Origin of the sequence: Kitasatospora sp. NPDC056184 (genome assembly GCF_042268405.1) — a bacterium.
GTDB lineage: Bacteria > Actinomycetota > Actinomycetes > Streptomycetales > Streptomycetaceae > Kitasatospora.
This window is the reverse complement of the sequence record NZ_JBHJUI010000003.1, coordinates 61,146-83,348: the sequence shown is the minus strand read 5'-3', so window position 1 is coordinate 83,348 and position 22,203 is coordinate 61,146. Positions and strand designations below refer to the sequence as shown.

The 22,203-nt window shown below is 74.6% G+C and carries 14 protein-coding genes; 4 read left to right on the top strand and 10 right to left on the bottom strand.

Annotated elements, in window-relative coordinates:
• Window positions 1-47: 47 nt before the first annotated feature.
• From ACFC0B_RS08055 to ACFC0B_RS08035, 5 genes are all read right to left on the bottom strand, one after another.
• Window positions 48-1,082, bottom strand: coding sequence for a DUF2637 domain-containing protein (locus tag ACFC0B_RS08055; RefSeq protein WP_376083718.1), 1,035 nt, complete (start codon window positions 1,080-1,082; stop codon window positions 48-50).
• 236 nt (window positions 1,083-1,318) lie between these two features.
• Window positions 1,319-2,452 (bottom strand): (2Fe-2S)-binding protein, encoded by a 1,134-nt coding sequence (locus ACFC0B_RS08050; protein ID WP_376083716.1) that lies wholly within the window; start codon window positions 2,450-2,452, stop codon window positions 1,319-1,321.
• A gap of 209 nt (window positions 2,453-2,661) precedes the next feature.
• The gene (locus ACFC0B_RS08045; protein ID WP_376083715.1) at window positions 2,662-3,429 is read right to left on the bottom strand and encodes a hypothetical protein; all 768 of its coding nucleotides are present in this window, start codon (window positions 3,427-3,429) and stop codon (window positions 2,662-2,664) included.
• Window positions 3,430-3,702: 273 nt separating this feature from the next.
• Window positions 3,703-4,572: a hypothetical protein gene (locus tag ACFC0B_RS08040; RefSeq protein WP_376083713.1), complete on the bottom strand. Its 870-nt coding sequence runs from the start codon at window positions 4,570-4,572 to the stop codon at window positions 3,703-3,705.
• Between the two features lie 218 nt (window positions 4,573-4,790).
• Window positions 4,791-5,390: an NTP transferase domain-containing protein gene (locus tag ACFC0B_RS08035; protein WP_376083711.1), complete on the bottom strand. Its 600-nt coding sequence runs from the start codon at window positions 5,388-5,390 to the stop codon at window positions 4,791-4,793.
• Between the two features lie 249 nt (window positions 5,391-5,639).
• On the opposite strand from ACFC0B_RS08035, the gene ACFC0B_RS08030 reads away from it, so the two are divergent.
• Window positions 5,640-6,410, top strand: coding sequence for an HNH endonuclease family protein (locus tag ACFC0B_RS08030; RefSeq protein WP_376083709.1), 771 nt, complete (start codon window positions 5,640-5,642; stop codon window positions 6,408-6,410).
• A gap of 134 nt (window positions 6,411-6,544) precedes the next feature.
• The gene (locus tag ACFC0B_RS08025) at window positions 6,545-8,167 is read left to right on the top strand and encodes an alpha/beta hydrolase (RefSeq protein WP_376083707.1); all 1,623 of its coding nucleotides are present in this window, start codon (window positions 6,545-6,547) and stop codon (window positions 8,165-8,167) included.
• Window positions 8,168-8,241: 74 nt separating this feature from the next.
• On the opposite strand, the gene ACFC0B_RS08020 is transcribed toward ACFC0B_RS08025, so the two are convergent.
• Both ACFC0B_RS08020 and ACFC0B_RS08015 read right to left on the bottom strand, forming a co-directional pair.
• Window positions 8,242-10,725, bottom strand: coding sequence for an ArnT family glycosyltransferase (locus tag ACFC0B_RS08020; RefSeq protein WP_376083705.1), 2,484 nt, complete (start codon window positions 10,723-10,725; stop codon window positions 8,242-8,244).
• A 102-nt stretch (window positions 10,726-10,827) separates the two neighbouring features.
• Window positions 10,828-11,952 carry an alpha/beta hydrolase gene (locus tag ACFC0B_RS08015; RefSeq protein WP_376083704.1) on the bottom strand — a complete coding sequence of 375 codons (1,125 nt, stop codon included), beginning with the start codon at window positions 11,950-11,952 and terminating at the stop codon, window positions 10,828-10,830.
• A 149-nt stretch (window positions 11,953-12,101) separates the two neighbouring features.
• On the opposite strand from ACFC0B_RS08015, the gene ACFC0B_RS08010 reads away from it, so the two are divergent.
• A complete protein-coding gene (locus ACFC0B_RS08010) occupies window positions 12,102-13,106 on the top strand; it encodes a hypothetical protein (RefSeq protein WP_376083702.1) in 1,005 nt (334 codons plus the stop codon).
• Window positions 13,107-13,158: 52 nt separating this feature from the next.
• On the opposite strand, the gene ACFC0B_RS08005 is transcribed toward ACFC0B_RS08010, so the two are convergent.
• The 3 genes from ACFC0B_RS08005 to ACFC0B_RS07995 form a co-directional block, all read right to left on the bottom strand.
• Window positions 13,159-14,079: a hypothetical protein gene (locus ACFC0B_RS08005; protein WP_376083700.1), complete on the bottom strand. Its 921-nt coding sequence runs from the start codon at window positions 14,077-14,079 to the stop codon at window positions 13,159-13,161.
• Window positions 14,080-14,205: 126 nt separating this feature from the next.
• Window positions 14,206-19,314, bottom strand: coding sequence for a tetratricopeptide repeat protein (locus ACFC0B_RS08000; protein WP_376083698.1), 5,109 nt, complete (start codon window positions 19,312-19,314; stop codon window positions 14,206-14,208).
• The gene (locus ACFC0B_RS07995) at window positions 19,311-20,765 is read right to left on the bottom strand and encodes an esterase/lipase family protein (protein WP_376083697.1); all 1,455 of its coding nucleotides are present in this window, start codon (window positions 20,763-20,765) and stop codon (window positions 19,311-19,313) included. The genes ACFC0B_RS08000 and ACFC0B_RS07995 overlap by 4 nt, the downstream gene beginning before the upstream one ends.
• Window positions 20,766-21,045: 280 nt before the next feature.
• Here ACFC0B_RS07995 and ACFC0B_RS07990 point away from each other — a divergent pair, with 280 nt between their 5' ends.
• Window positions 21,046-21,855, top strand: a complete 810-nt coding sequence (locus tag ACFC0B_RS07990) for a hypothetical protein (protein WP_376083695.1) — start codon at window positions 21,046-21,048, stop codon at window positions 21,853-21,855.
• Window positions 21,856-22,203: the final 348 nt, after the last annotated feature.

Sequence of the window (22,203 nt, the reverse complement as noted above, 5' to 3'; positions counted from 1 at the left end):
CTGCCCGGTGACGCCCCCGGGCGCCTTCGGGGTGACGTCCCGGGGCGTCAGCCGAACTGCTGCTCCAGGTCCTTGAGCTTCTGCTCCAGCTCCTCCAGCCGGGGCAGGGGCACGGTGTCGTCCTCCGTCGTGAGGTCGATGGTGCGCCGCCCGGGCCTGGCCGGCAGACCGGGCTGCGCGACCGTGCCCTCGACGGCGGCCCGCTCCGCTCCGGGCCCGCCGTCGGCGGTTATGGCGGACTCCTGGCCGGACTCCAGCTGACGGGCCGCCGGGGGTGCGCCGCCGCCGCGCTGGCGCCAGGTGTTGGCGCGGTTGATCGCCCGGATCTCGGCCCGCTCGCGGCGCCCCGCCAGCTTGCGGCGCTCCTTCTCGCGGACCCGCTCGCGCTTGTCGTCGCGGACCTCGTCGACCGCCTCGTCCAGGCTGCGGACGTTCTCCAGCAGCATCAGCGACCAGGCGGCGTAGGTCTCGCGGGGGGCGCGCAGCCAGCGGACGATCCGGATCCGCGGCAGCGGGCGGGGGACGAGTCCCTGCTCGCGCAGCGCGGCCCGGCGGGTCTGCTTGAGCGCCCGGTCGAACAGCACGGCGGCCGAGAGCGACATCCCCGCGAAGAACTGCGGCGCGCCCGCGTGGCCGAAGCCGCGCGGGGCGTGCACCCAGTTGAACCACGCCGAGGCCCCGGCGAACAGCCAGACCAGCAGCCGGGAGCCGAGCGCCGCGTCGCCGTGGCTGGCCTCGCGCACGGCCAGCACGGAGCAGAACATCGCCGCCCCGTCGAGGCCAAACGGCACCAGGTACTCCCAGCCGCCGGACAGGTTGAGGTTCTGCACCCCGAAGCCGACCAGGCCGTGGAAGGAGAGCGCGGCGGCCACCGCCGCGCAGCAGAACAGCAGCGTGTACGAGGCCCCGCCGTACAGGGACTCCTTGCGGCGGCGGCGTTCCTCGGACCGCTCCCAGGAATCCGCGGCGCTCCCGCCGCCCGTGGATCCCCGGCTCCGGGACAGGGCCACCAGGAGCGCGCTGACCAGCAGCACCGCAACGCCGGTGACGGCCCAAACCAGCGGTATGTCGGACAATTTCATCGCCTGGACCCGCCTCGTTCTCCTGCGTCGCGATTTCCTGCGCCGTGTCGGCGGGGACCATCATGACGGATGCCCGGGCGGGGAATGGCTGATTTCCTGTCAATGCACCGAGGAGGGGGATATCGGGCGAGGGGGTATTGGCATTGTCATATTTATTGCGGAGAAAGGGAGTCCGGAATTCCGGAAGCCGGGGCGGGCCGGGCGGCGGCGGGCGGCCGGACCGCCTCCGACCTCCGTCAACTCCGTGTGACGCGGGGACAGCCGGCGCACATCGCCTCGACCCGCGCGGTGTAGACGAGGCAGCAGCTGGCCCGGCACCGCTCGGAGCGTTCGGTGCGGGCCGGAGCTCCGGGCGCCGGGGTGGTGAATCCGGCGCCCGGCGTGAAGGGCGCGCACTCCGGCGCGCCGGGACCGTGCGGGGGGAACAGCGCGGTGAGTTCCGTCCGGACGCGCTCCTCCTCGCCGAGCCGCCCGCCGACGTACCAGAGGCCTTCCACCACCGCGTCCGTGGCCATCGCCCAGAGTGTGCGCGGCCCGCGCCGCACCTCCGGGCGGAAGACGGCCAGCACCGGGGCCAGGAAGTCCGCCAGTGCCGCGCGGAGCCCCTCGGCCAGCGCCGCCTCGTCGGTCGCGGGCCGGGCCGTCGGCGTCGATCGGGCCGCCGGGTCGTCGGGCAGGCAGGCGAACGCGCCCGGACGGACCGTCAGTTCGCCGCAGCGGCGGTGGATCGACACGTCGGCGGGTGCGAGCAGCGGTACCCGGCGCTCCAGGAACCACGGCAGGGTGAACAGCAGCGAGACCGGCCAGACGAACCGGTGCAGACCGATGGAGGCCGCCACGTCCGGCCGCAGTGCCCGGCCGTAGCGGACCAGCCCCTGCCGGGCGTCGTGCGCCACCAGCTCGCGCAGCGCCGCCGGGTCCGCCAGCAGCTCCGCCCCCGCGATCCACCCCCGCCCGCTCCGCGGCGGCGCACAGAGCACCCGGGGCTCGGGCGCCGCCTCCCCGAGCCGCCGGTAGGCGCCCGCCCAGGGGGCGAGGGGCGGGGCGGACGCGCCCGGCCCGCACCCCGCCCCGGCTCCGCCGGGCACCGCGGGGGAGGGGGCGCCGGGAACGGGCGCCGGCGCGGTGGTGCGGGTCCGGGGCGTGGGCGGGGTGTCGGGGTGGTGGGGGTGCGGGGTGCCGGCGGGTCGGGCGGCGGGGTCGTGGAAGGGCGTGGCGCCGTGGGCCCGGTCGGGGGGCGTCGGTAGCGGGGCGGCGGTCATGGCGCGGGCCGAGGGCGCGTCGGGGGCGGCGGGGCCGTGGCGGCGGCCGAGGGCGGACGGCCCCGGGGCGGGAGGCTCGGCGGCGGGCCGGGTGCTGCTCACGGTCATGGTCGCGCCCATCGGGTCGACCGGGCGGGCCGGACCGTCCGGTCCGTGCCCGGGCCGGAGCCCGTTCGCCGCCGGCCTGCCCGGAGGGGGGGGCCGTGGCGCCGTGGCGCCGTACGTCCGGGCCCGGCCGGCCGGGGCCTGGCGGAGCCCGGGAACGGCAAGGCCGACCTGGCCGGGGCACTGCTCGACCCGGCCAGGTTAGCCTCACCTTAGCTGATCGGCCCCCGGGTCTGCCTCTCGACGCGTCCGTCCGGAGGAGCGCCGGGCGCGCGCCCGGCGCCCAGCTGGCGGGCGAGCCAGACCGGCACGCCCCCGAGCGCCTGCACCAGCCGGGTCGCCTCCGCCCGCAGCCGGGCGGCCTCGGCCGGTTCGGACACCTCGGCCAACGCCGCCAGCGCCGGTGCCACCCCCACCGTGAAGCCCAGCTGCTCGCGCAGCCGCAGCGAGGCCTCGAACCCCTCCCGCGCCCGCTCGCGGTCCCCCGCCGCGAGCGCCAGCGCGGCCAGGTGCCGCCAGGTCGAGGAGCGGAGCAGCTCGTCGCCGCGCTCTTCCGCGCCGTCGTGCGCCCGACGGTAGGCGATCCAGGCCGCCGTCGGGTCGCGCAGCAGGTTCTCGGCGACCAGTCCCCGGCGGAAGTCCAGCAGCGGCCGGCCCGGCGCGTCCGGCGGCAGCAGCGCCGAGGTGCGGCCGAGCGCGGCCTGGGCCTCGTCCAGCCGGTCGCGGGCGCCGAGCACACTGGCCACGTACGCGAGGAAGCCCCGGGCGCAGGCCGCCGCAGCGCGCTGTTCGGTGGTCGCGGCGACGGCCTCGGCCAGTCGCAGCGCCTGCTCGGCCTGGCTCCAGTGGGCGGCGGTGAACAGGCACTGTTCGATCAGCAGTTCGGCTCTGACGAGGGCGGCCGCCGGGTCGCGTTCGGCGGCCGGGCGTAACAGGTCGGCGGCTTCCCGCCAGCACGCCCGGGACCGTAGCCGCCACACGGTGTCCCCCGGCTCCGGAGGCGCCGCCGCCCCTCGTGCGTCCCGGCCGCTAGGGCCCCATCCGTGCTCCGACAACGCCACCTCCTTGTGTGCGCCATCCAGCAGGAAACGGGCCCCTCCCCTTGCGTGGCACGACGTGCCACGGGCCCGCGCTGTGGCGGCAATTCAACACGGGGGCGAGCTTGTGCACCAGATCACGAGCGAAGGTTGTTGCGTCCGGGCGGCTTTTCGTCTAAACGATCAGCGGGCGGCCGGCCGGGGCCGCACGGGGCCTCAGGACGTCCAGCCGGTCTCCATCAGGGCCTCCGCGGCACCGTTCGCGGGCTGCGGCACACCCGCCAGGTCCAGGCTGAACAGGGCCACCAGCAACTGTTCCCCGCGCACCGTGGCCTGGTGCGAATAGCCCGCAAGAGTGAACATCGCGGCGGCCATCTCCTCCGCGTGCAAGGTCTGCAGCCACAGGCACTCGACCGACTTCACATCGGCCGGCTCCGTCCAGGTGTCCACCTGCGCGACCATCCGGCTGCCCAGCAGGGTCACCCCGTCGCGCTCCTGGGCCTCCGTCAGTTCCAGATCGTCGAAGCCGAGCCACTCCAGGTAGCGGGCGGCGGTGAAGACGGCGTCCTGCGAGGTCCGCACCGGGTGCGGACGGAACGGCGCACGCCGCCGCCACGGCGCGGCCGGGGTGCCCGCCCCCGCGGCCGGCGGGGCCGCGGCGGGCGCGTCCAGCGAGTGCGCGGGGCGCGCCGGGTGCGGGTGGGAGGCCCGCGGGCCGGCGGCGGCGCCCAGCGGACCGGCCGCGGAGCCGCCGCCCAGCCGGGTCGTGCGGTCCACCGGGAGCCGCACGGTGGCCCCGCAGTTGCAGGTGAACTCGGGCTGCGGCCACTGGTCGGAGCGCCCGCAGTGCGGACAGCGCATGCTCAGCCAGGAGTCCTCCCACGACCGGAAGCGCACCTGCACCGGCACGCCGCCGCGCAGCAGCGGCACCTTGAGCGAGGCGCCGCACGGGCAGGGCAGCGACGGCGGTTCGTACAGATGCTCCCGCCGGCAGGCGGGGCAGCGGATCGCCCGGGCGCCACCCGCCGCCCCCGGGCCGCGCCCGGCCGGGTCGTATCCGGTGAAGTCGTCGGGCAGTCCGGGCATCGCGGGCACCGTCCGTTCGAATCGGGGGTGGGTGACGTCTCCCATGCTCCCCGAAACCCGGGGGGTGCGGCGCGGAATGCGGCAATCCTCAGGGAGGAATCAGGGGTGTGCGCTCGATTGATCGGCGGTGAGGAGGAGACGCCTCCCCCTCACGCGGGAGCCGGGCCCTCGGTCGCCGGAACGGGGGTGCACGCCTGTGGTCCGGTGCGGCCCGTGCGTCACTCCGCGCCCCAGCGGGCGAGGTCGCCCGGGGTGTCCAGGTCGTCCGGGGCGGCGACGTCGGCGCACTCGACCAGGATGAGGTCGTCCGGGTGCGCCGCCAGCAGGGCACGCGCCCCCGCGTCGCCGCGCGCGCCCTCGGCGGCCTCGGCGAAGTGCCGGGCCCCGATCAGCACCGGGTGTCCGCGCCGCCCCCCGTACGCGGCGGCGGCCAGCTGCGCCCCGGCCCGGTGCGCGGCCAGCAGCCGGGCCACCGCGGCGGGGCTCACCCCCGGGGTGTCGACCAGCACCACCAGCGCCGCCGGGGCGCGGGCGGGCAGGGCGGCCAGGCCGGCGCGCAGGGAGGAGCCCATGCCGCCCTCCCAGTCCGGATTGGCCACCAGCCGGCAGCCCGGCAGATGGGCCGTGGAGCGCACCCGCTCCCGGTCCGCGCCCAGCACCACCGTGACCTCCCGGCAGCCGCCCGCCCGGACCACCGCCACCGCGTGCTCCACCAGCGGCCGGCCGCGGTAGCGGAGCAGCGCCTTCGCCCGCCCGCCCAACCGCCGCCCGCCCCCGGCGGCGAGCACCAGGGCGGCCACCGTCTCGCTCTGTTCCATGCGCCCAGCCTGCCCGCCCCGGCCGCCGCCGTCAGCCGCCCGCGCGGGCCGGCGGCCGGGCGAAGCGCGCGCGGTGGGCGCGGGGCGTCGTGCCGATCCGCCGGAGACGGTGGTCGAGGAGGTCGTCCGGGGCCCGCGGGTGTGAGCTTCGCCATGATCGAAATGCTCCGTGTTGTGGTGGCTTGACCGCCTGCGGGGCGGCTGGTCTGCTGGTGCGCCGTCAGCCGCCCGCCCATCTGGGGAGTCCCCGTGCCCGCCCGTCGCACCACTCTGTCCGCCGCCGCCGTCCTCCTGATATCCGCCCTGGTGCTGAGCAGCTGCTCGGACGACAAGAAGCCGGCGGACGGCGGCGCCTCCGCCGGGGCCGGGGCGGCGGGCGCCGCGAACCCGGGCACCAGCCCGCTGGAGAACCCCGACGGCACCAAGCCCGGCCTGGCGCCGCTGACTTCGGCCGAGGACCAGAAGGCGGGCCGTGCGCTGATCGCCAAGGTCGCCACCGCCGCGGCCGGTCCCAAGGACGGCTACGACCGCAACGAGTTCGGACCGGCCTGGACCGACAACGTGGACGGCATACCCGGCGGCCACAACAACTGCGACACCCGCAACGACCTGCTGGCCCGGGACGGTTCGGCGGTCGAGCGCAAGGACGGCTCGAAGTGCACGATCACCTCGATGACCATCCACGACCCCTACACCGGCAAGACGGTGGAGTGGAACAAGCAGCAGGCCTCGAAGATCCAGATCGACCACGTGATGCCGCTGTCCTACGACTGGCAGATGGGCGCGAGCAAGTGGGAGAAGCTGAAGCGCGTGCAGATCGCCAACGACCCGCTCAACCTCATCCCGGCCGACGGCTCGCAGAACGCCTCCAAGGGCGACTCCGGCCCGTCCGCCTGGCTGCCCGCCAACCCGGAGATCCGCTGTGCCTACGCGGTGCGCTTCGCGCAGGTGTCGCTGAAGTACCAGCTGCCGGTGACGGAGGCGGACAAGAAGGCGATGCTGCAGCAGTGCGGCGGCTGACCGGCAACTGAGGAATCGTTTCCTCGGAGGGTTCGTCTCCCTTTGTCCGGAAGCGTGCCCGGCGGGCGGGTCGCGGCGGGTGGGGCACCGTCAATCGTCCGATCGTCAGGTGGTATTCGTGTGCGGTGCATTCGATGATCACCCGGCTCTCGCGACGCGCCCTGCCCGCCGTCGCCGCGGCCGCCCTGCTGGCCTCCTGCACCAGCTCGGGCGGCACCACCGACGCGTCCTCCGGCGCGCCGTCCACCGCCGCGGCCACCACGCCGTCGCCCACCCCGACCGGCACGCCGACGCCCACGCCGACCGTGAAGCCCACCGGCCAGGCGGACCCGGCGCTCCAGGCCTTCTACGGCCAGCAGCTCACCTGGGCGGCCTGCAAGGACGACCCGAAGACCGCGACGATCGACGAGTCGGCGGTGCAGTGCACCACCCTCAAGGTCCCGCTGGACTACGCCGCCCCGGGCGCCGACACGATCGACGTCGCGGTGGTCCGCAAGCCCGCCACCAAGCCCGACCAGCGGGTCGGCGCCGTCGTCGTCAACCCCGGGGGTCCCGGCGGCACCGGGGTCGGATTCGTCCAGCGCAACCCCGACTACTTCCAGCAGGGCGTCCGGGAGCGCTTCGACACCGTCGGCTTCGACCCGCGCGGCGTCGGCGGCACCTCCCCGGTGAACTGCCTCGACGACCGGACCCGTGACACCTGGGCCGCCGCCGACGACCTCGGCCCCGAGCACGGCAAGGTCCTCGCGGACGCCTGCCAGGCCAAGTACGGCAAGCTGCTGCCGTTCATCGGCACCCGCAACTCCGTGCGCGACATGGACGTGCTGCGCGCCGCCCTCGGCGAGCAGAGGCTCACCTACTTCGGCCTCTCCTACGGCACCTACATCGGCAGCGTCTACGCCGAGGAGTTCCCGGACCGCGTCGGCCGGCTCGTCCTGGACGGCGCGGTCGACCCGTCCCTGCCGCTCGCCCAGCACAACATCGAGCAGTACGCCGGGTTCGAGCGCTCGCTCAACGCCTTCGCCGCCGACTGCGCCAAGAAGGCCCAGTGCCCGCTCGGCAAGGACCCCGACCGGGCCGCCGGCAAGCTCGCCGACTTCCTCGACGGGCTCAAGCAGAAGCCGCTCACCACGAGCACCGGCCGCGTCGTCACCGCCACCACGGCGTGGACCGGCGTGATCGAGGGCCTCTACGGGGACGAGAGCGCCTGGGGGCAGCTGCGGACCGTGCTGACCCAGGCCATGGTCAACGGCAAGGGCGACCACCTGCTCGGCTACGCCGACTCCTACAACCGGCGCGACAAGGACGGCCGGTACAGCGTCTCCGCCGACGCCTACACCGCCATCCACTGCGCCGACGGGGCGACCGACGTCCCGGCCGGCGAGGCGCTCCAGGCCGCCTACGCAGACCTGGCCGCCAAGGCCCCGCTGATCAGCCGGCACGAGCCGAGCGCGGCCGTCTTCGACCCGGACTGCCGGAGCTGGCCGTTCCGTTCGCCCGAGAAGGCGCACGCCATCACCTCCAAGGCGCAGGCGCCGATCGTCGTGGTCGGCTCCACCGGCGACGCGGCCACGCCGTACGCCAACGCCGAGAAGCTCGCCGCCCAGCTCGGCAACGCCGTGCTGCTCACCCGCGAGGGCGAGGGCCACACCGGATACGGCTGGAGCACCTGCATCCGGGCCGCCGTGGACACCTTCCTGCTGGAGGGCACCGCCCCGGCCGCCGGGACGCGCTGCAAGAGCGAAGCCGCGCAGTGACGTGACGGTGCGACGGCGGGGCGCGGCACGGTGAACCACCGTGCCGCGCCCCGCCGTTCGGGACCGGCCGACCGTCAGGAGGAGGGCGGCGCGCTGAGGTCGTAGAAGGTCGAGCCGCCGACCGTGCGGGCGGTGTAGTGGCTCGTCACCCACTGCTCGATCTGGGCGGTCTGCGACGTCGCCGACTCGCCGTCCCGGCCGTTCCCGGCACCCGGACCGGTCATGCCGGTCGCACCGGTGATGCCGGTCACGCCGTCGGAGCCGTTCGACTCGATGACGGCGCCGCGCAGGCCACCGCCGGCGATGAACCAGTGCACCTTGCCCTCCCACACGTACTGCTGGAAGGCGCTCAGGCTGAGCGAGGGGTCGCTGCTGTTGAAGCCGCCGAGGGCCATCACCGGGACGCCGGAGGCGAGTTGGTAGCCGGCGGCGTTCTGCGAACCGCTGGTCGCGGCGGCCCAGCGGTAGCCGTCGGCGCCCTCCTTCAGCAGGGCGGCCGCCTCCTCGCTCACCTTGGTGCCGTTCAGCAGCCCGCCCATGCCGCCGGGGCCGCCCGTGCCACCCTCCGCACCGCCCGGGAAGCCGCCGCGGGTGCGGGTGCCGTCCTGCTGGGGGAAGCCGGGCACACCGCCCTGGGCGCCGTTCTGGCCGCCCTCCTGCTGCGGGGCGCCGGCACCGGCACCGGGGAAGGCGGGGAAGCCGCCCGTGCCCCCCGGACCGCCCGTCCCGCGCCGACCGGGGCCACCCGGACCGAAGCCGCCCTCCACGGCCGGCCCGGCCAGCACGATCGAACCCTGGTGCGGGGTGGCGACCGTCTCCACCGCGTACGCCGCCGGACCGCCCAGCGCCGCCGCCGCGCCGACCAGACCCGCCACCGCGGTCAGCCGCCCGGCGAGCCGCGAACGCCCGCCCGCGCCGCCGCCGGCCCCCGCCCCGGGCGCGTCCGCGCGGGGCGCGAGCCGCGCCGTCAGCGGTCCGGCCGCGGCCAGCGCCACCGCCGCGAGCAGTCCGACGGCCAGCACGGTCGGCCGCAGCCACGGCAGGAAGTCCGCGCTGCGCCCGAGCAGCACGTGGGCCCACACCGCCGTCACCGCGAGCGTGCCGGCCAGCACCGCCGCGTACGGCAGCCGGTGCCGGGCCCGCCACAGCCCGTCCACGCCCATGCCGACCAGCGCGGCGACCGCCGGGGCGAGTGCCACCGTGTAGTACTGGTGGAAGATCCCGGACATGAAGCTGAAGGTCAGCGCCGTGCAGAGCAGCCAGCCGCCCCAGACCAGGAAGGCCGCGCGCGCGGTGTCCGTCCGGACGTGGCGCCGGGTGGCCCACAGGCCGAACACCAACAGGATCAGCGCGGCCGGCAGCAGCCAGGCGATCTGACCGCCGATGTCGCCGTCGAACAGCCGGGTGATGCCGGTCCGGCCCCAGCCGCCCCCGCCCCGCATCCCGCCGGGCGGGCCGCCGGCCGGCACGCCGCCGGCCGCGTTGCCGAACGCCCCCTCCATCCCGCCCGGGAACCGGCCCGGTCCGCCGCCGACGCTGCCGGTCTCGTTGCCGTTCAGCCGACCGAGGCCGTTGTAGCCGAAGGTGAGCGAGAGGAAGCTGTTGTCCTGCGAGCCGCCGACGTACGGCCGGGCCGAGGCCGGGACCAGCTCGACCACCGCGACCCACCAGCCGCCCGCGACCACCATCGCCAGCCCGCCGGCCAGCAGCTGGCGCACCCGGCGCCACAGCCCGGTCGGCGCCGCCACCAGGTAGACCAGCGCGAAGGCGGGCAGGACGAGGAAGGCCTGCAGCGTCTTGGTGAGGAAGGCCAGTCCGAACATCACCCCGGTGAACACCAGCCACCGGGTGCCCGCCACCTCGACGGCCCGGACCAGTCCGTAGGCGGCCAGCGTGAGCAGCAGCACCAGCAGCGCGTCCGGGTTGTTGAAGCGGAACATCAGCGCCGCCACCGGCGTCAGCGCGAAGGCCAGGCCCGCCAGCAGACCGGCGAGCGGCGAGAACCGCCGGCGCACCGTCGCGTACAGCGCGGCCACCGTGGCCACCGCCATCAGCGCCTGCGGGGCGAGCACCGACCAGGAGGAGAGCCCGAACACGCGCGCCGAGAGCGCCATCGGCCAGAGCGCCAGCGGCGGCTTGTCGACGGTGATGAAGTTCCCGGCGTCCGAGGAGCCGTAGAAGAAGGCCTTCCAGCTCTCGCTGCCCGCCTGGGCGGCGGCCGAGTAGAAGGCGTTGGCCCACCCGGAGGCGGACAGGCCCCAGAGGTAGAGGACGGCGGTGGCGGCCAGCAGCGCGAGCAGCGCGGGCCGCACCCAGCCCGGGTCGTCGGCGCGCCCGCGCCAGGTCCGGGCCGGCAGGGTGCGCAGCCGCTCCGCCCAGGACGCCGGCCCCTTGGGGCCGACGGGCGGCAGCGGGAACTCCGGGAACAGCGGCGGCCGGGCGGGCCGCGCGGGCGCCGCCCCCTCCGGCGCGGGGGCGGGCGGCAGGACCGGGGGCGGGTAGTCCTCGGCCTCCGGCCAGGGCTCGCCGGCCGGTGGGGTGTGGCTGGTCGTCGTCATGGCGCTACGTTCGGGCGCCCGTCTGAGAGGACGGTGAGAGACGTGTATGAGCGGCCTGTGATCCGGGCCCGGGCGCGCTTTGTCACCCGGCCTTCGTCGCCGTCACGCGGCCTGCGGCATCGCCAGGTGCTTGCCGAGCCACTCCAGGGCCGGCGGGATCTCCCTGGTCCAGGTGTGGAAGTTGTGGCCGCCGGTGTCGAGGGTGATGGTGGACAGCTTGGTCGGCGCCTTGAAGGCGTTGACCATGGCCTGGGTGCCCTCGTAGTTGTTCTCGTCGTAGCTGGTGGCGAGCAGCAGCGAGACCGGCGCGGCGGGCTTGTTCCTCAGCCGCCAGACCAGGTCGTTCTCCTGCTTCAGCTGGGCGTTGCCCGCGAACAGGTCGCCGGTGGTCTCGTCGATCGGCGCGGTGTAGTAGCCGGAGAGCGAGATCGCGGCGCGGTAGGCGTCCGGCTTGCGTAGCGCGAACTTGAGGGCGCAGTAGCCGCCGGTCGAGTTGCCGATCACCGCGCGGTTGGCCGGGTCGGTGCCGATCCGGTAGGTGGCGGCCAGCGCCGCCGGCAGGTCGCTGGTGAAGAAGGTCTCCACCTGGGGCCCGCCGGGGATGTCCATGCACTCGGTGTCGCGGTTGCCGGACAGGGTCGGGCGCATCAGCACCAGGACGGTCGGCGGCAGCTTGTTCTGCTCGATCGCGGTCAGCGCGGACGCCGGGTACTGCATCAGCGTGATCAGCTTCTCCGCCGAGCCCGGGTAGCCGGCCAGCACCAGGGCCATCGGGAACTTGCGCTGCGCGTACTCCGGCTGGAAGTACTGCGGCGGCAGGTAGACGAAGGCGTCGCTGCTCAGACCGCTCGCCGGGCCCCGGAGCGAGACCTCCTGGATCACCCCGGAGCGGTCGCGGGCCGAGCCCTGCGCCGAGTACATGCTCTTCTCGCCGGTGACGGCCAGGGACGCGGCCGCGTTCGGCTGGTGGTCGACCACCGTGCCGGGCTTGCCGTTCGTGCCGAGCAGGTCGCTCCAGGAGCTGTAGAAGCCGAAGTAGCCGTTGGCGATCAGCCCCATGGCGACGAGCACCGCGATCTGGGTGCCGAGGAAGGCGCCGATCCGTCCGGTCCAGGCCTTCCAGCCGCCGCCGCCGAATCTCGGCCAGAGCCACATCGTCGCGGCGAACACACCGATCGCGATGACGGAGGCGATGATCTGGAGGGGGAGACCCGTGAGGCTGAGCACGTCCTGATCGTAGTTGACGCCGAGGACCGCTCCGTGCGCCCTGTCGTACGCTCCCGCTACGCTTCGGTGCGCTGCAAGTGCGCTCTGTTGACCGAGTCTTGTCGGATCGGAATCATGTCGGCGGGGACAGCAGACAGCACGGAGTGTGCATGGATCAGTACCGAGAGAGCACCCGGGGGAGCGGCATGAAGTCCTTCACCAAGGCCGGCGTTGCGGTGGGCACCGCGTTGTTGCTGGCCGCCTGTTCGAGCGGCGGTTCGGGGGGGTCGGGAGGGTCGGGCGACACGGCCGCGTCCAGTCCGTCGGACCGCTTCAGCACCGCCCTGCCCGCACCGACACGGACCCCGACGCCCACGCCGACCCCGACGCCGTACGGGCCCGTGCTCGCCGGCTTCGTCAACCCGGTCGGCACCGCGCTCGGCAAGATCAACCCGGCCACCGACCTGCCCACCTTCACGGCCGCCCTCCAGGAAGCGGCCACCACCGCCAACTCCGCGAGCAGCGGACTCGGCCTGAGCGAGACACCGGTCACCGTCGGCACCACCAAGCGCCAGCTGGTGACGGCCCTGTCGCAGCTCGCGACGGACCTGACCAAGCTCCGCAGCGACATCAAGTCCAAGGCCTACTGCACCACCGGCTCCGCCTTCGCCCAGCTCGGCCTCTCCGAGGGCCTCAAGGCGATCCCGCCCGCGCTGGCCGAGATGACCGCGGCCGGGTACACCACCGTCTTCACCGCCCCGCAGCCGCCGGCGCAGCAGACCCGCTCGCAGGAGAACGACACCTTCGTCACGAAGGGCCGGCTGCGCGGCAAGGGCGAGCTGAACGTCGACAACACGGGCGGCACCACCGACTCCGTCGTCTCGCTCTCCCAGAACGGGAAGGCGGTCCACTCGCTGTACGTCGGCAAGGGGAAGAAGGCGTCGATCGAGGGGGTCGAGGACGGCACCTACGACATCTTCTTCTCCGACGGCGTCGACTGGGACCCCACGCTGAAGATGTTCACCCAGGGCTGCAGCTACACGAAGTTCGACGAGAGCATGGCCTTCGAGACCGACCGGACCACCTACTCGGTCTGGTCGATCACGCTGACCGCGAAGGTCGGCGGCAACGCGAAGACCAGCGACGTGGACGAGGAGAACTTCCCGCAGCCGTAGGCCGTGGGCCGTGGGGCACCGCCGGTGGTGCCCCACGACCCGTTGGACGGCGCTAGGGCTGGCGGCCGGCCGGCGAGCCCGTCGCGACGAGCTGGCCGGTGGCGGTCAGCGCCAGGCGGGAGAACAGCGTGCCGGAGAACCCGAACAGCAGGGCGATGGCGAGCGCGAGGGGCCGGTCCGGGGCGTCCCAGGAGTTGTCGAGGAAGACGTGCCCGAGGAGGTTGAGCTCCGGGTCCGCGAGCATCCGCACCAGCAGCATCCCGCCGATCGCGGCGAGCGCCCCGCCGACCGGCGCGAGCACCAGCACGCCCCAGGAGGTGGGCCGTTGGGCGCGCATCACGCTGATCACCGGGGACAGGAAGCCGCCCAGCGCGCCGAGCATCATGGTCGGCTGGTGCGACAGCGTGACGCCGATGAGGTAGACGGCGCCGAGCCCGATCGTCGCCAGCCACAGGGCGGCGCGCTGCTGCTCGTACTCGCGCTCCGCCTCGCCGTCCTCGCGCTCGTGGAGGAGCTCGCTCGTGGCGGCGAGCGAGGTGGCGGCGTCCTGGCCGATCAGCGCACCGGCGAGCTCGGCGTCACCCGGCTGCCCGGACGCCTCCAGCCGGAGCCACAGCGCCCGGAGTTGGGCGTCCGCCTCGGCGTCCGGCAGCAGTCGCATCAGGTCGCGCTCGCAGCTGTGCGCCAGCCGCCAGGCGGAGGCCAGCTTGGACAGCGGGATGGACATCACCCAGGAGGACCTGGGCAGCCGCCACACGACCATGTTCGTGTGCTCCAGCACGTCCAACCGCGCCGTCACCGAGGCGAGTACGGCCGCCCGCGCCGCGTCGTCCGGCGCGGCGGCCGCGAGCACGGTCACCCGGGCCCGCGCCTCGCCGATGCGCCCCTGCATCCGGCGGTAGCGCGGGGCGGCGATGAACCCCCGGCTGGTGAGGAAGACGATCGCCAGGTAGCTGAGGCAGACCGCTGCCAACGTCCAACGGTCGTTCCCCGCCTGCCACATGGTGCCCCCTTCGGCGTTGCCCGGGACCATCGTGCCGCACGGGGCGCCGGTTGGGGGAGGGGTTGGGGATCAGCCGGTGGTGCCGTCGCGGATCGGTCACGGTGCGGGTGCCTGCGGCGGTGGGGCGAGGACGGCCTGGAGGAGCTCGCCGAGTGCGGCGGCGCGGGCGGGGTGGGCGGTCATCAGGGCCGCGATCTCGGCGACGGCGCGGTTGCGCTCGTCCGTGTCGGGTTCGGTCCCGGGTGCTGCGGCTCGGAGGATCTCGGCCGGGGCGGGGTCGGTGGGGACGTCGTCGGCGAGGGCGCGGGCCGCCAGCCGGTGGACGGTGGCGCTCCAGGCAGCCTTGTGCACGGCCTCCTCGATCACGGCGAGCCAGTTGAGCGAAGGAGCGTCCGCGGCTTCGAGGGCTTGACGGACACGGGTGATCAGAAGGGCGCGGTCCGCCACGAGTGCGTAGGCGGCCTCGATGCCGTCGACGGCGCTCATGGCCAGGATCGCCCGGTGGAGGGAGATGACGGGCCTCGTCTCCGGGTGTCCGCCGTCCAGGGCGACGAGCGCCGCGTCCGTGTCGGGGGCGAGCAGATCGGGCGCGTGCTCGGTGAGGTAGTCCGCCGAGGCGGCCCAGGTGCCGCTTCTGACGACCGTCCCGATCCACGCGGTCAGGATCTCCGGAAGCACGACGGGACGGTAGACCGTGTCCAGCGGTACGCCGGCCTGCAACCGGTCCAGGAGCGTGAGGTGGAATTCGGCGGGGCCGTCCAGTAGTGCCCACTCCTGGAGCGCGGTGCGGGCCGAGGCGCCGAGGAGGGCGGGGTGGGCCGCGATGAAGTCGCGCGATTCGGTCCAGCTTCCGGTGTTGACCCAGTCGGCGGTGAGACGGAGATCTGCGTCGGTGATGCCGAGCCAGGGCAGGGTCGCGGGGTCCGTGCGATGGTTCGCGCAGAGCCGGGCGATCGCTTCGCGTCCCTCGGGCCCGGCGTCGGCGGCTTCGCGGAGGCCCTGGTGCACGCGGAACACCGTTTCGCCGCTGACGGGGTCGTCCGCGGAGAGGAGCTCGAACAGCGCCCCGATGCCGCTGGCCGTGTCGCCGGCCTTCAGAAGGAACAGGGCTCGCTGGAGGGCAAGCTCGGTCGAGGCCCAGGACGGACCGGGCCACGTGGCGATGACGTCCTCGTAGTGCCGAAGTGCTTCTTGGCGTCGTCCGACGGCTGCCAGCTGGTCGGCGAGGTTGTTGAGGCTGCCGGCGAGGCCGGCGAGGTGGGCGTCGGGGTCGGTGCGGGCGAGTTCGCGGCGCAGTTGGACGGCTTCCTGGGCCGGGGCAAGGGCTTCCTGGTGTCGTCCGACATCCGCCAGGCGGTTGGCGAGGGTGTTGAGGGCGCCCGCGAGGTCGGGGAGGTGGGCGGCGGGGTTGGTGCGGGCGAGTTCGCGGCGCAGTTGGACGGCTTCCTGGGCCGGGGCAAGGGCTTCCTGGTGTCGTCCGACATCCGCCAGACGCATGGCGAGGGTGCTGAGGGCGCCCGCGAGGTCGGGGAGGTGGGCGGCGGGGTTGGTGCGGGCGAGTTCGCGGCGCAGTTGGAGCGCTTCCTGGGCCGGGGCGAGCGCTTCCTGGTGCCGTCCGACGTCCGCCAGGCGGTTGGCGAGGGTGTTGGAGCTGTTGGCGAGGTTGAGGAGGTGGGCGACGGGGTCGGTGCGGGCGAGTTCGCGGTAGGTGGCGGCGGCTTCCTGGGCCGGGGCGAGGGCTTCCTGGTGGAGTCCGACGTTGGCCAGGCGAATGGCGAGGTTGTTGAGGTTGTTGGCGAGGTTGGGGAGGTGGGCGGCGGGGTTGGTGCGGGCGAGCTCGCGGCACAGTCGGACCGCGTCCCGGGCCGGGGCGAGCGCTTCCTGGTGTCGTCCGACGTCCGCCAGACGCATGGCGAGGGTGCTGAGGCTGTTCGCGAGGTTGGGGAGGTGGGCGTCGGGGTTGGTGCGGGCGAGTTGGCGGTAGGTGGTGGCGGCCTCCTGAGCCGAGGCGAGGGCTTCCTGGTGTCGTCCGACGTCCGCGAGCCGAATGGCGAGGTTGTTGAGGCTGTTGGCGAGGTTGGGGAGGTAGGCGTCGGGGTTGGTGCGGGCGAGTTCGCGGCGCAGTCGGACCGCGTCCTGGGCCGGGGCGAGCGCTTCCTGGTGCTGTCCCAGGTCTGCCAACTGGTTGGAGAGGGTGTTGAGGGCCATGGCGAGGTTGGGGAGGTGGGCGTCCGGGTTGGTGCGGGCGAGTTCGCGGCGCAGTTGGACCGCCTCCTGGGCCGGGGCGAGCGCTTCCTGGTGCCGTCCGACCTCCGCCAAATGGTTGGAGAGGTTGTTGAGGGCGCCCGCGAGGTTGGGGAGGTAGGCGTCGGGGTTGGTGCGGGCGAGTTCGCGGCGCAGTTGGACCGCTCCCTGGGCCTGAACGAGGGCTTCCTGGTGTCGTCCCATGTCCGACAGGCGGTTGGAGAGGGTGTTGAGGGCCATGGCGAGGCTGGGGAGGTGGGCGTCGGGGTTGGTGCGGGCGAGTCGGTGGTAGGTGGTGGCGGCCTCCTGGGCCGGGGCGAGGGCTTCCTGGCGCCGTCCGACGTCCGCCAGGCGAACGGCGAGGTTGTTGAGGGCCATGGCGAGGTTGGGGAGGTAGGCGTCGGGGTTGGTGCGGGCGAGTCGGTGGTAGGTGGTGGCGGCCTCCTGGGCCGGGGCGAGGGCTTCCTGGCGCCGTCCGACATCCGCCAGCTGGACGGCCAGGGTGTTGAGGGCGCCCGCGAGGTCGGGGAGGTAGGCGTCGGGGTCGGTGCGGGCGAGTTCGCGGCGCAGTTGGAGCGCTTCCTGGGCCGAGGTGAGGGCTTCCTGGTGACGCCCCACGTCCGCCAGGCGAACGGCGAGGTTGTTGAGGGCGATGGCGAGGTTGGGGAGGTGGGCGTCGGGGTTGGTGCGGGCGAGTTGGCGGTAGGTGGTGGCGGCTTCCTGGGCCGAGGCGAGGGATTCCTGGCGCCGTCCGACCTCCGCCAGGCGAACGGCGAGGTTGTTGAGGCTGCTGGCGAGGTCGGGGAGGTAGGCGTCGGGGTTCGTCTCGGCGAGCGCACGGAGAGCGTCGACGCCGGGTTCGGCGGCCGCGACAGCGTGCTCGGGCAGGTGCCGCTGCAGGTAGGCATTGGCATGGTGGGGAACGGTGCCGCGCGCCGTCTGGTCGAGGGTCAGCTCGACGAGGCCGTGGGCGATGGCGAGGGCCGCCGGGGCCGCGTTCGGACGCGGCGGTGCGGAGCGCAGGTGGGTGACGAGCTCGCGGTGGTAGAGGCGGTAGACGGCCTGCTGACCGTCGCTGTCCTCGACGATGTAGCGCCCGTACTGCTGGAGGAGCCAGTCGACGTCCTCCGGTCCGTAGACGGTCCCGCGACCGCCGACGGCCCGGGCCGCCGCCTGCCAGACGCCGTGGGCGGGCATGCCGTTGCCGGCTGCCCACGCCAGGGCCGTCAGCAGGTCGCCGGCGGCACCCGGGAGGTCGTGGCCGTCGCGGGTGCGGAGCGGCGCGGCGGCGAGGTCGAGGTCGAGGGCGCCCGTGATGCCGACCGGGATCTGGTCCTGCCAGGGCCGTTCGGGGGCGCCGGCGAGCACGCGCGCCAGGTGGGAGGCGACGATCCGGGCGAAGAGGAACCCGCCGCTTCCGGCTCCGGCCCGGTCCGCCAGGGCCGAGGCGATCTCGGCGGCGGTCTCGTCGACGACGCCGTCCGACCGGAGCCGATGGCCGACGTAGTCGGCGATGTCCGTCGTGGTGTCGTGCTCCTCGTCGAGATCGAGGATCCGGACGGAGGCGCCGATCGTCCGGGTGAGGGCCGAATCCAAGGTCTCGCCCGGAGCCCGGTGCGGCTGGAACGGGCGGTCGCGGGAGGCCAGCAGCACGGCGCACAGCCGGCTGAGCGGGACGAGCAGCTGCTCCGCGATCGCGGAGGACTGACCCGGCGACGCCTCGTCGAGGCCGTCGAGGACCAGTACGTGGCGGCGTCCTCGGCCGCTCTCGGTGCGTTCGAGCTGGGCGATCAGGTCGGCGGGGGTCTTCGGCACCGGCAGGCCGAGCTGCTCGGCCAGGGCCTCGGCGAGCGCCTGGACGTCCATGCCGCGCAGGTGCACGGCGGCGTCCACGCTGTCCTGCCCGGGATCGGGATCGTCCTCCCCGAGGGGGGCGTGCGCCATGAGCGCGGCGCGCTCATCGGGGTCGGACAGGGCCGCGATGCGCCCGGCGACGGCGGACTTGCCGACGCCCGCGCTGCCGGTCACCAGCAGCATCCCGGCGGTGTCGGTGGCGAGCCAGTCGGTGATCTGCCGCAGGGCCCGGCGCCGTCCGGTGAAGAACCAGCCCTCCTCGGTGGGGTCGATGCCCCGGGCGGCCAGCACCAGGTGCTCGACGAGTGCCTCGCCGGACTTCCGCCGCCACAGGGGGTTCCGGAACATCGGCTGCGGGTGGCCGGCGGAGGCCCGGACAGGGCGCTGGCCGCCGTCGGACCAGTCCTCCGCCAGCGCGGCGAGGGCGAGGGTCTCCCCGGTGATGCCGACGTTGCGCACGCTCCACTCGTGCCGGTAGGTGCTGCCCCGCGGGCCGCTCTCCAGCAGCCGCAGCACGGTCTCCAGGAGCAGTCCCCGCGCCCCGGCGGCCTGCTCCTGCGCCTGGCAGGCGGCGAGGACGCCGAGCCAGGCGGTGCGCGGTTCGGGCAGGGTGCGGTCCTCCCAGGCGGCGAGCGCCTGGTCGAGGGCGGGGACGGCGCCGGCGCCGGAGTGGCAGGTGTCGAGGAGGATCAGGATCTGGTCGGCGCGGCTGGTCAGGGCCTGGCTGGTGAGGCGTTCGGGGGAGTAGAACCGGTCCTGGTTGCCCAGGCCCCTGGGGGTGGCGTGGGTGATGAGCTGGAGGTCGCCGCGGTTGCCGACCTCGGCGTGCCCGGACCACGCGATCACCGCCGGACCGTTGCCGCCGCCCGTGGACCAGCCGTCCGACCACGCGTCGAGGCCGTCGATCAGCGCGCCCTGCCCGGGGTTGGGAACGACGGTCGGCCGGAAGCCGAACCTGCCCAGGACATCGGCGAGTTCGCGGACCTGTTCGACCGCGCCCGGCAGCGGACGGTAGGCCGTGTCCTGGTACCGGTCGAAGACGACCGCCAGGAACGTGCCGCGCGGCTCGGCCGCCGACGCGGGGTCGGTGTTCAGGTCGTCGGTCATGCGTCACCTTCGAGGACGAGGGTCAGCGCCGTCACCGCAGTGTCGGCGTTGTCCAGCGTCGCGTGGACGGAAACGGCATAGGCGCCCGGGCCGAGACCGGCGAACGCGCCCTCGTAGCGGCCGCCACCGGCGTTGCGCAGGGTGCGGCTCGCGACGGTGCCGCCGTGTTCGTCCCGGACGGTGGCGCGGACGGCGAGCGTGTCCGCCCCCTCCCCCTCGGCGCCGGCCGCGGCCTCGACGCGCAGCGGTTCGCCGGCCGCCCCGTACTCGGCGACGCGGACGCCCAGCGGGTGGGCGGGCAGCGCGCCCCGGTACACGGCCGGGGTCGGGGAGAGCCAGCCGTACAGATCCTCGCGGACCCCGGCGTGGCCCTTGATCGCCCCGTGGTTGGCGAAGGAGGCCCGGACGACCGGGTCGTCGAGGGCGATCTCGGCGGGGTAGGCGGCGAACCGCGGCACCCGGCCGTCGCCGCCCTCGTCCACGCCCCCGATGGTCTCGATCAGCCGCAGCCGGCCGTCGCCCGTCACGGCGGCCGTGGTGGGCGTGGGCTGGCGGACGCCCACCACGGGCAGGCAGAGCCGCTCCGCCCCGCCCTGCCGCACCCGCCGCAGGGCGGCCTGGCGGATCTCGGCGTGGAAGCACCCGGCGTCCGCGAGCAGGCGGGGGTCGACGCCGTCCAGCGCGGTGGCCAGTTCGCGGGGGTGGCGCAGGCCGTCGGGGGTCTCGACGCAGGCGTAGTCGGGGGTGAGCTGGTGGAGGGAGGGCAGGCTGCGACTGAAGGCGGTGAGATCGGCGGCCACCGGGCCCAGGCCGATCCGGTGGCCGTTGACCAGCGACTCCAACGCGCCGATCGAACCGCGGTGCGGGGTGCCGAGGGTGATGAGCTGCCGGGTGACCTCCGCGCCGCCCAGCCGCTCCACCCAGTACCGGGCCACCAGTCCGCCCATCGAGTGGCAGATCAGGCGGACCTTCGCCCCGGCCCGCTGCGGGGCGGTGGCCCGCCAGCGGCCGAGCGCCTCGTCGACGCGGGTGGCCAGCAGGCGGGCGTTGTAGCGGCAGGAGAGGCGCCAGTCGTAGGCGAACTCGACCAGGTTCACCGGGACTTCGGGCACGCCGGGGCGGTCCGGCCGGCCGGTGGGCAGGGCGCGGCGCAGGGTGAAGCCGCGCTCCAGCCAGCCGACCAGGTCGCTGTAGCCGTCGACCACCGGCCGGACGCCGGGGACGGCGTGCAGGGAGGGGACGAGGCCGGTGGGGACGACGCCGTCGCCGGGGTGGTCGTCGCCGAGGTCGGCCGGGAGGCGCAGGGCCTTGACGGAGCCGAGGAAGCTCGCGATGCCCCGGACCAGCGCCCCGGGGGAGGGGCCCCACACCTCCTTGCCGTCCACGGCCAGCCGGCTACCGGTGATGCCGGGGACGACGACCACCAGGTCCTCGATCGGTTGCTGCCGCATTGCGCCCACCCTGAAAGCCCCCATGCTTCGGTCGGTTCCGCTCCGTGCCCCGCACGGTCCTGCCGCCTTGCTGCCTTGCTGCCTTGCTGCCTTGCCGTCCCGCCGTCCCGCCGCCGTGGGCCCGGGCGGCGGTCGGGCCCCGGCCCTGCCTACCAGAGCGGCGGGTCCAGCGTCCCCCCGATCGGCCAAATCGCCTCCGGCGGAGGGACTTCGACGGCGCACCGGACTGTCGTGCGCCTCCTGCCGGGCACTTGTCGGTGGCCCGTGCCAGACTCCCGGCATGGCTCCTGAACCGCTCGCCACCCTCACCTTCGCCGCCTGGCGCCGCCTCGACCGCACCGCCGCCAGCCGTCTCGCCGCCCAGGTCGCGGGCAGCGTGGGCGGGCGGCTGGACCGCGTCGAGGAGATCGAGCACCTGGGGGCGCCGCTGCACCGCGTCCTGGTCGAGCGGGGCGGCCGGATGTTCGCGTTGGTCACGGGTGGCCGGGTCACCGTCGGCTTCGACACGGCGAGTTGGCAGCCGTCCGCCGATCTCCTGACCAGCTACCGGGAGGAGAGCGTCAGCCAGGGCTTCGGTGACGGGGACCTGCGCGCCCACCTCGCCCGGGTCCTCAGCCCGCGCCGGACCGTCACCGTGCCGACCGTGCTGATGGCCGTCGAGGACGAGCCGCTGGAGGAGGAGCCCGCCGACATGCCGGCCCTCCTCGCCCGCGAAGGCCTGCGCCTGCCCACCCCCGACGAGTGGGAGCACGCGTGCGGGGCCGGAGCCACCACCCTGTTCCGCTGGGGCGACGAGTGCCCGCTCGACCGCATCCCGTACGGCGACACCACCGGCCCGCACGCCGGTCCCAACGCCTTCGGCCTGCGCATCGCCCACGACACCTACCGCTCGGAGATCACCAGCGAGCCCGGGGCCGTCTACGGCGGCGACGGCGGCGAGTCGGTCTGCGGCGGGTACGGCACCGTCCTCGCCTGGCTGCCGCTCGCCACGGCCAACCGGCACCCGGACCTCGCCGCCATGGTCTTCGACGAGGACGGCGACTACTGCGCCGAGGACCTCTCCGCCCGCCCCGTCCTCGCCCTCCGCTGAGAAGGGCTACCCCTCCTCGTCCCACTCCTCCTCGCCCCGACCCCACCTGCCCGGGCAGGTGGGGTCGGGGCTTCGGCGTGCGTCACCACCCGCTGACCAGCGGGTCCACTTCGGCCAGTGACCGCTTGGTGCAGCGTGTCGAGAGCCGGACGTATCGGGCTTTCGGGGCGGTGGATCGATCGTTGACGCGCTCAAGCGGTGTCCGAGTGGCGCTGAAGGCGCGGGAGTCGGGGGGGGGGCGGGGGGGGCGGGCCCCCCCCCCCCCGGGGGGGGGGGCCGGGGGGGTGGAAACAAACGAAGCGGGCCCCCGCCAAGGAAGAGTATTATAAGGTGGGGGGGGGGGGGGTT

What these genes read in the sequence shown, in the direction of transcription:
- ACFC0B_RS08055 (WP_376083718.1), bottom strand. Translation starts at nt 1,082, where the DNA reads ATGAAATTGTCCGACATACCGCTGGTTTGGGCCGTCACCGGCGTTGCG.
- ACFC0B_RS08050 (WP_376083716.1), bottom strand. Translation starts at nt 2,452, where the DNA reads ATGACCGTGAGCAGCACCCGGCCCGCCGCCGAGCCTCCCGCCCCGGGG.
- ACFC0B_RS08040 (WP_376083713.1), bottom strand. Translation starts at nt 4,572, where the DNA reads ATGCCCGGACTGCCCGACGACTTCACCGGATACGACCCGGCCGGGCGC.
- ACFC0B_RS08035 (WP_376083711.1), bottom strand. Translation starts at nt 5,390, where the DNA reads ATGGAACAGAGCGAGACGGTGGCCGCCCTGGTGCTCGCCGCCGGGGGC.
- ACFC0B_RS08025 (WP_376083707.1), top strand. Translation starts at nt 6,545, where the DNA reads ATGATCACCCGGCTCTCGCGACGCGCCCTGCCCGCCGTCGCCGCGGCC.
- ACFC0B_RS08020 (WP_376083705.1), bottom strand. Translation starts at nt 10,725, where the DNA reads ATGACGACGACCAGCCACACCCCACCGGCCGGCGAGCCCTGGCCGGAG.
- ACFC0B_RS08010 (WP_376083702.1), top strand. Translation starts at nt 12,102, where the DNA reads ATGGATCAGTACCGAGAGAGCACCCGGGGGAGCGGCATGAAGTCCTTC.
- ACFC0B_RS08000 (WP_376083698.1), bottom strand. Translation starts at nt 19,314, where the DNA reads ATGACCGACGACCTGAACACCGACCCCGCGTCGGCGGCCGAGCCGCGC.
- ACFC0B_RS07995 (WP_376083697.1), bottom strand. Translation starts at nt 20,765, where the DNA reads ATGCGGCAGCAACCGATCGAGGACCTGGTGGTCGTCGTCCCCGGCATC.
- ACFC0B_RS07990 (WP_376083695.1), top strand. Translation starts at nt 21,046, where the DNA reads ATGGCTCCTGAACCGCTCGCCACCCTCACCTTCGCCGCCTGGCGCCGC.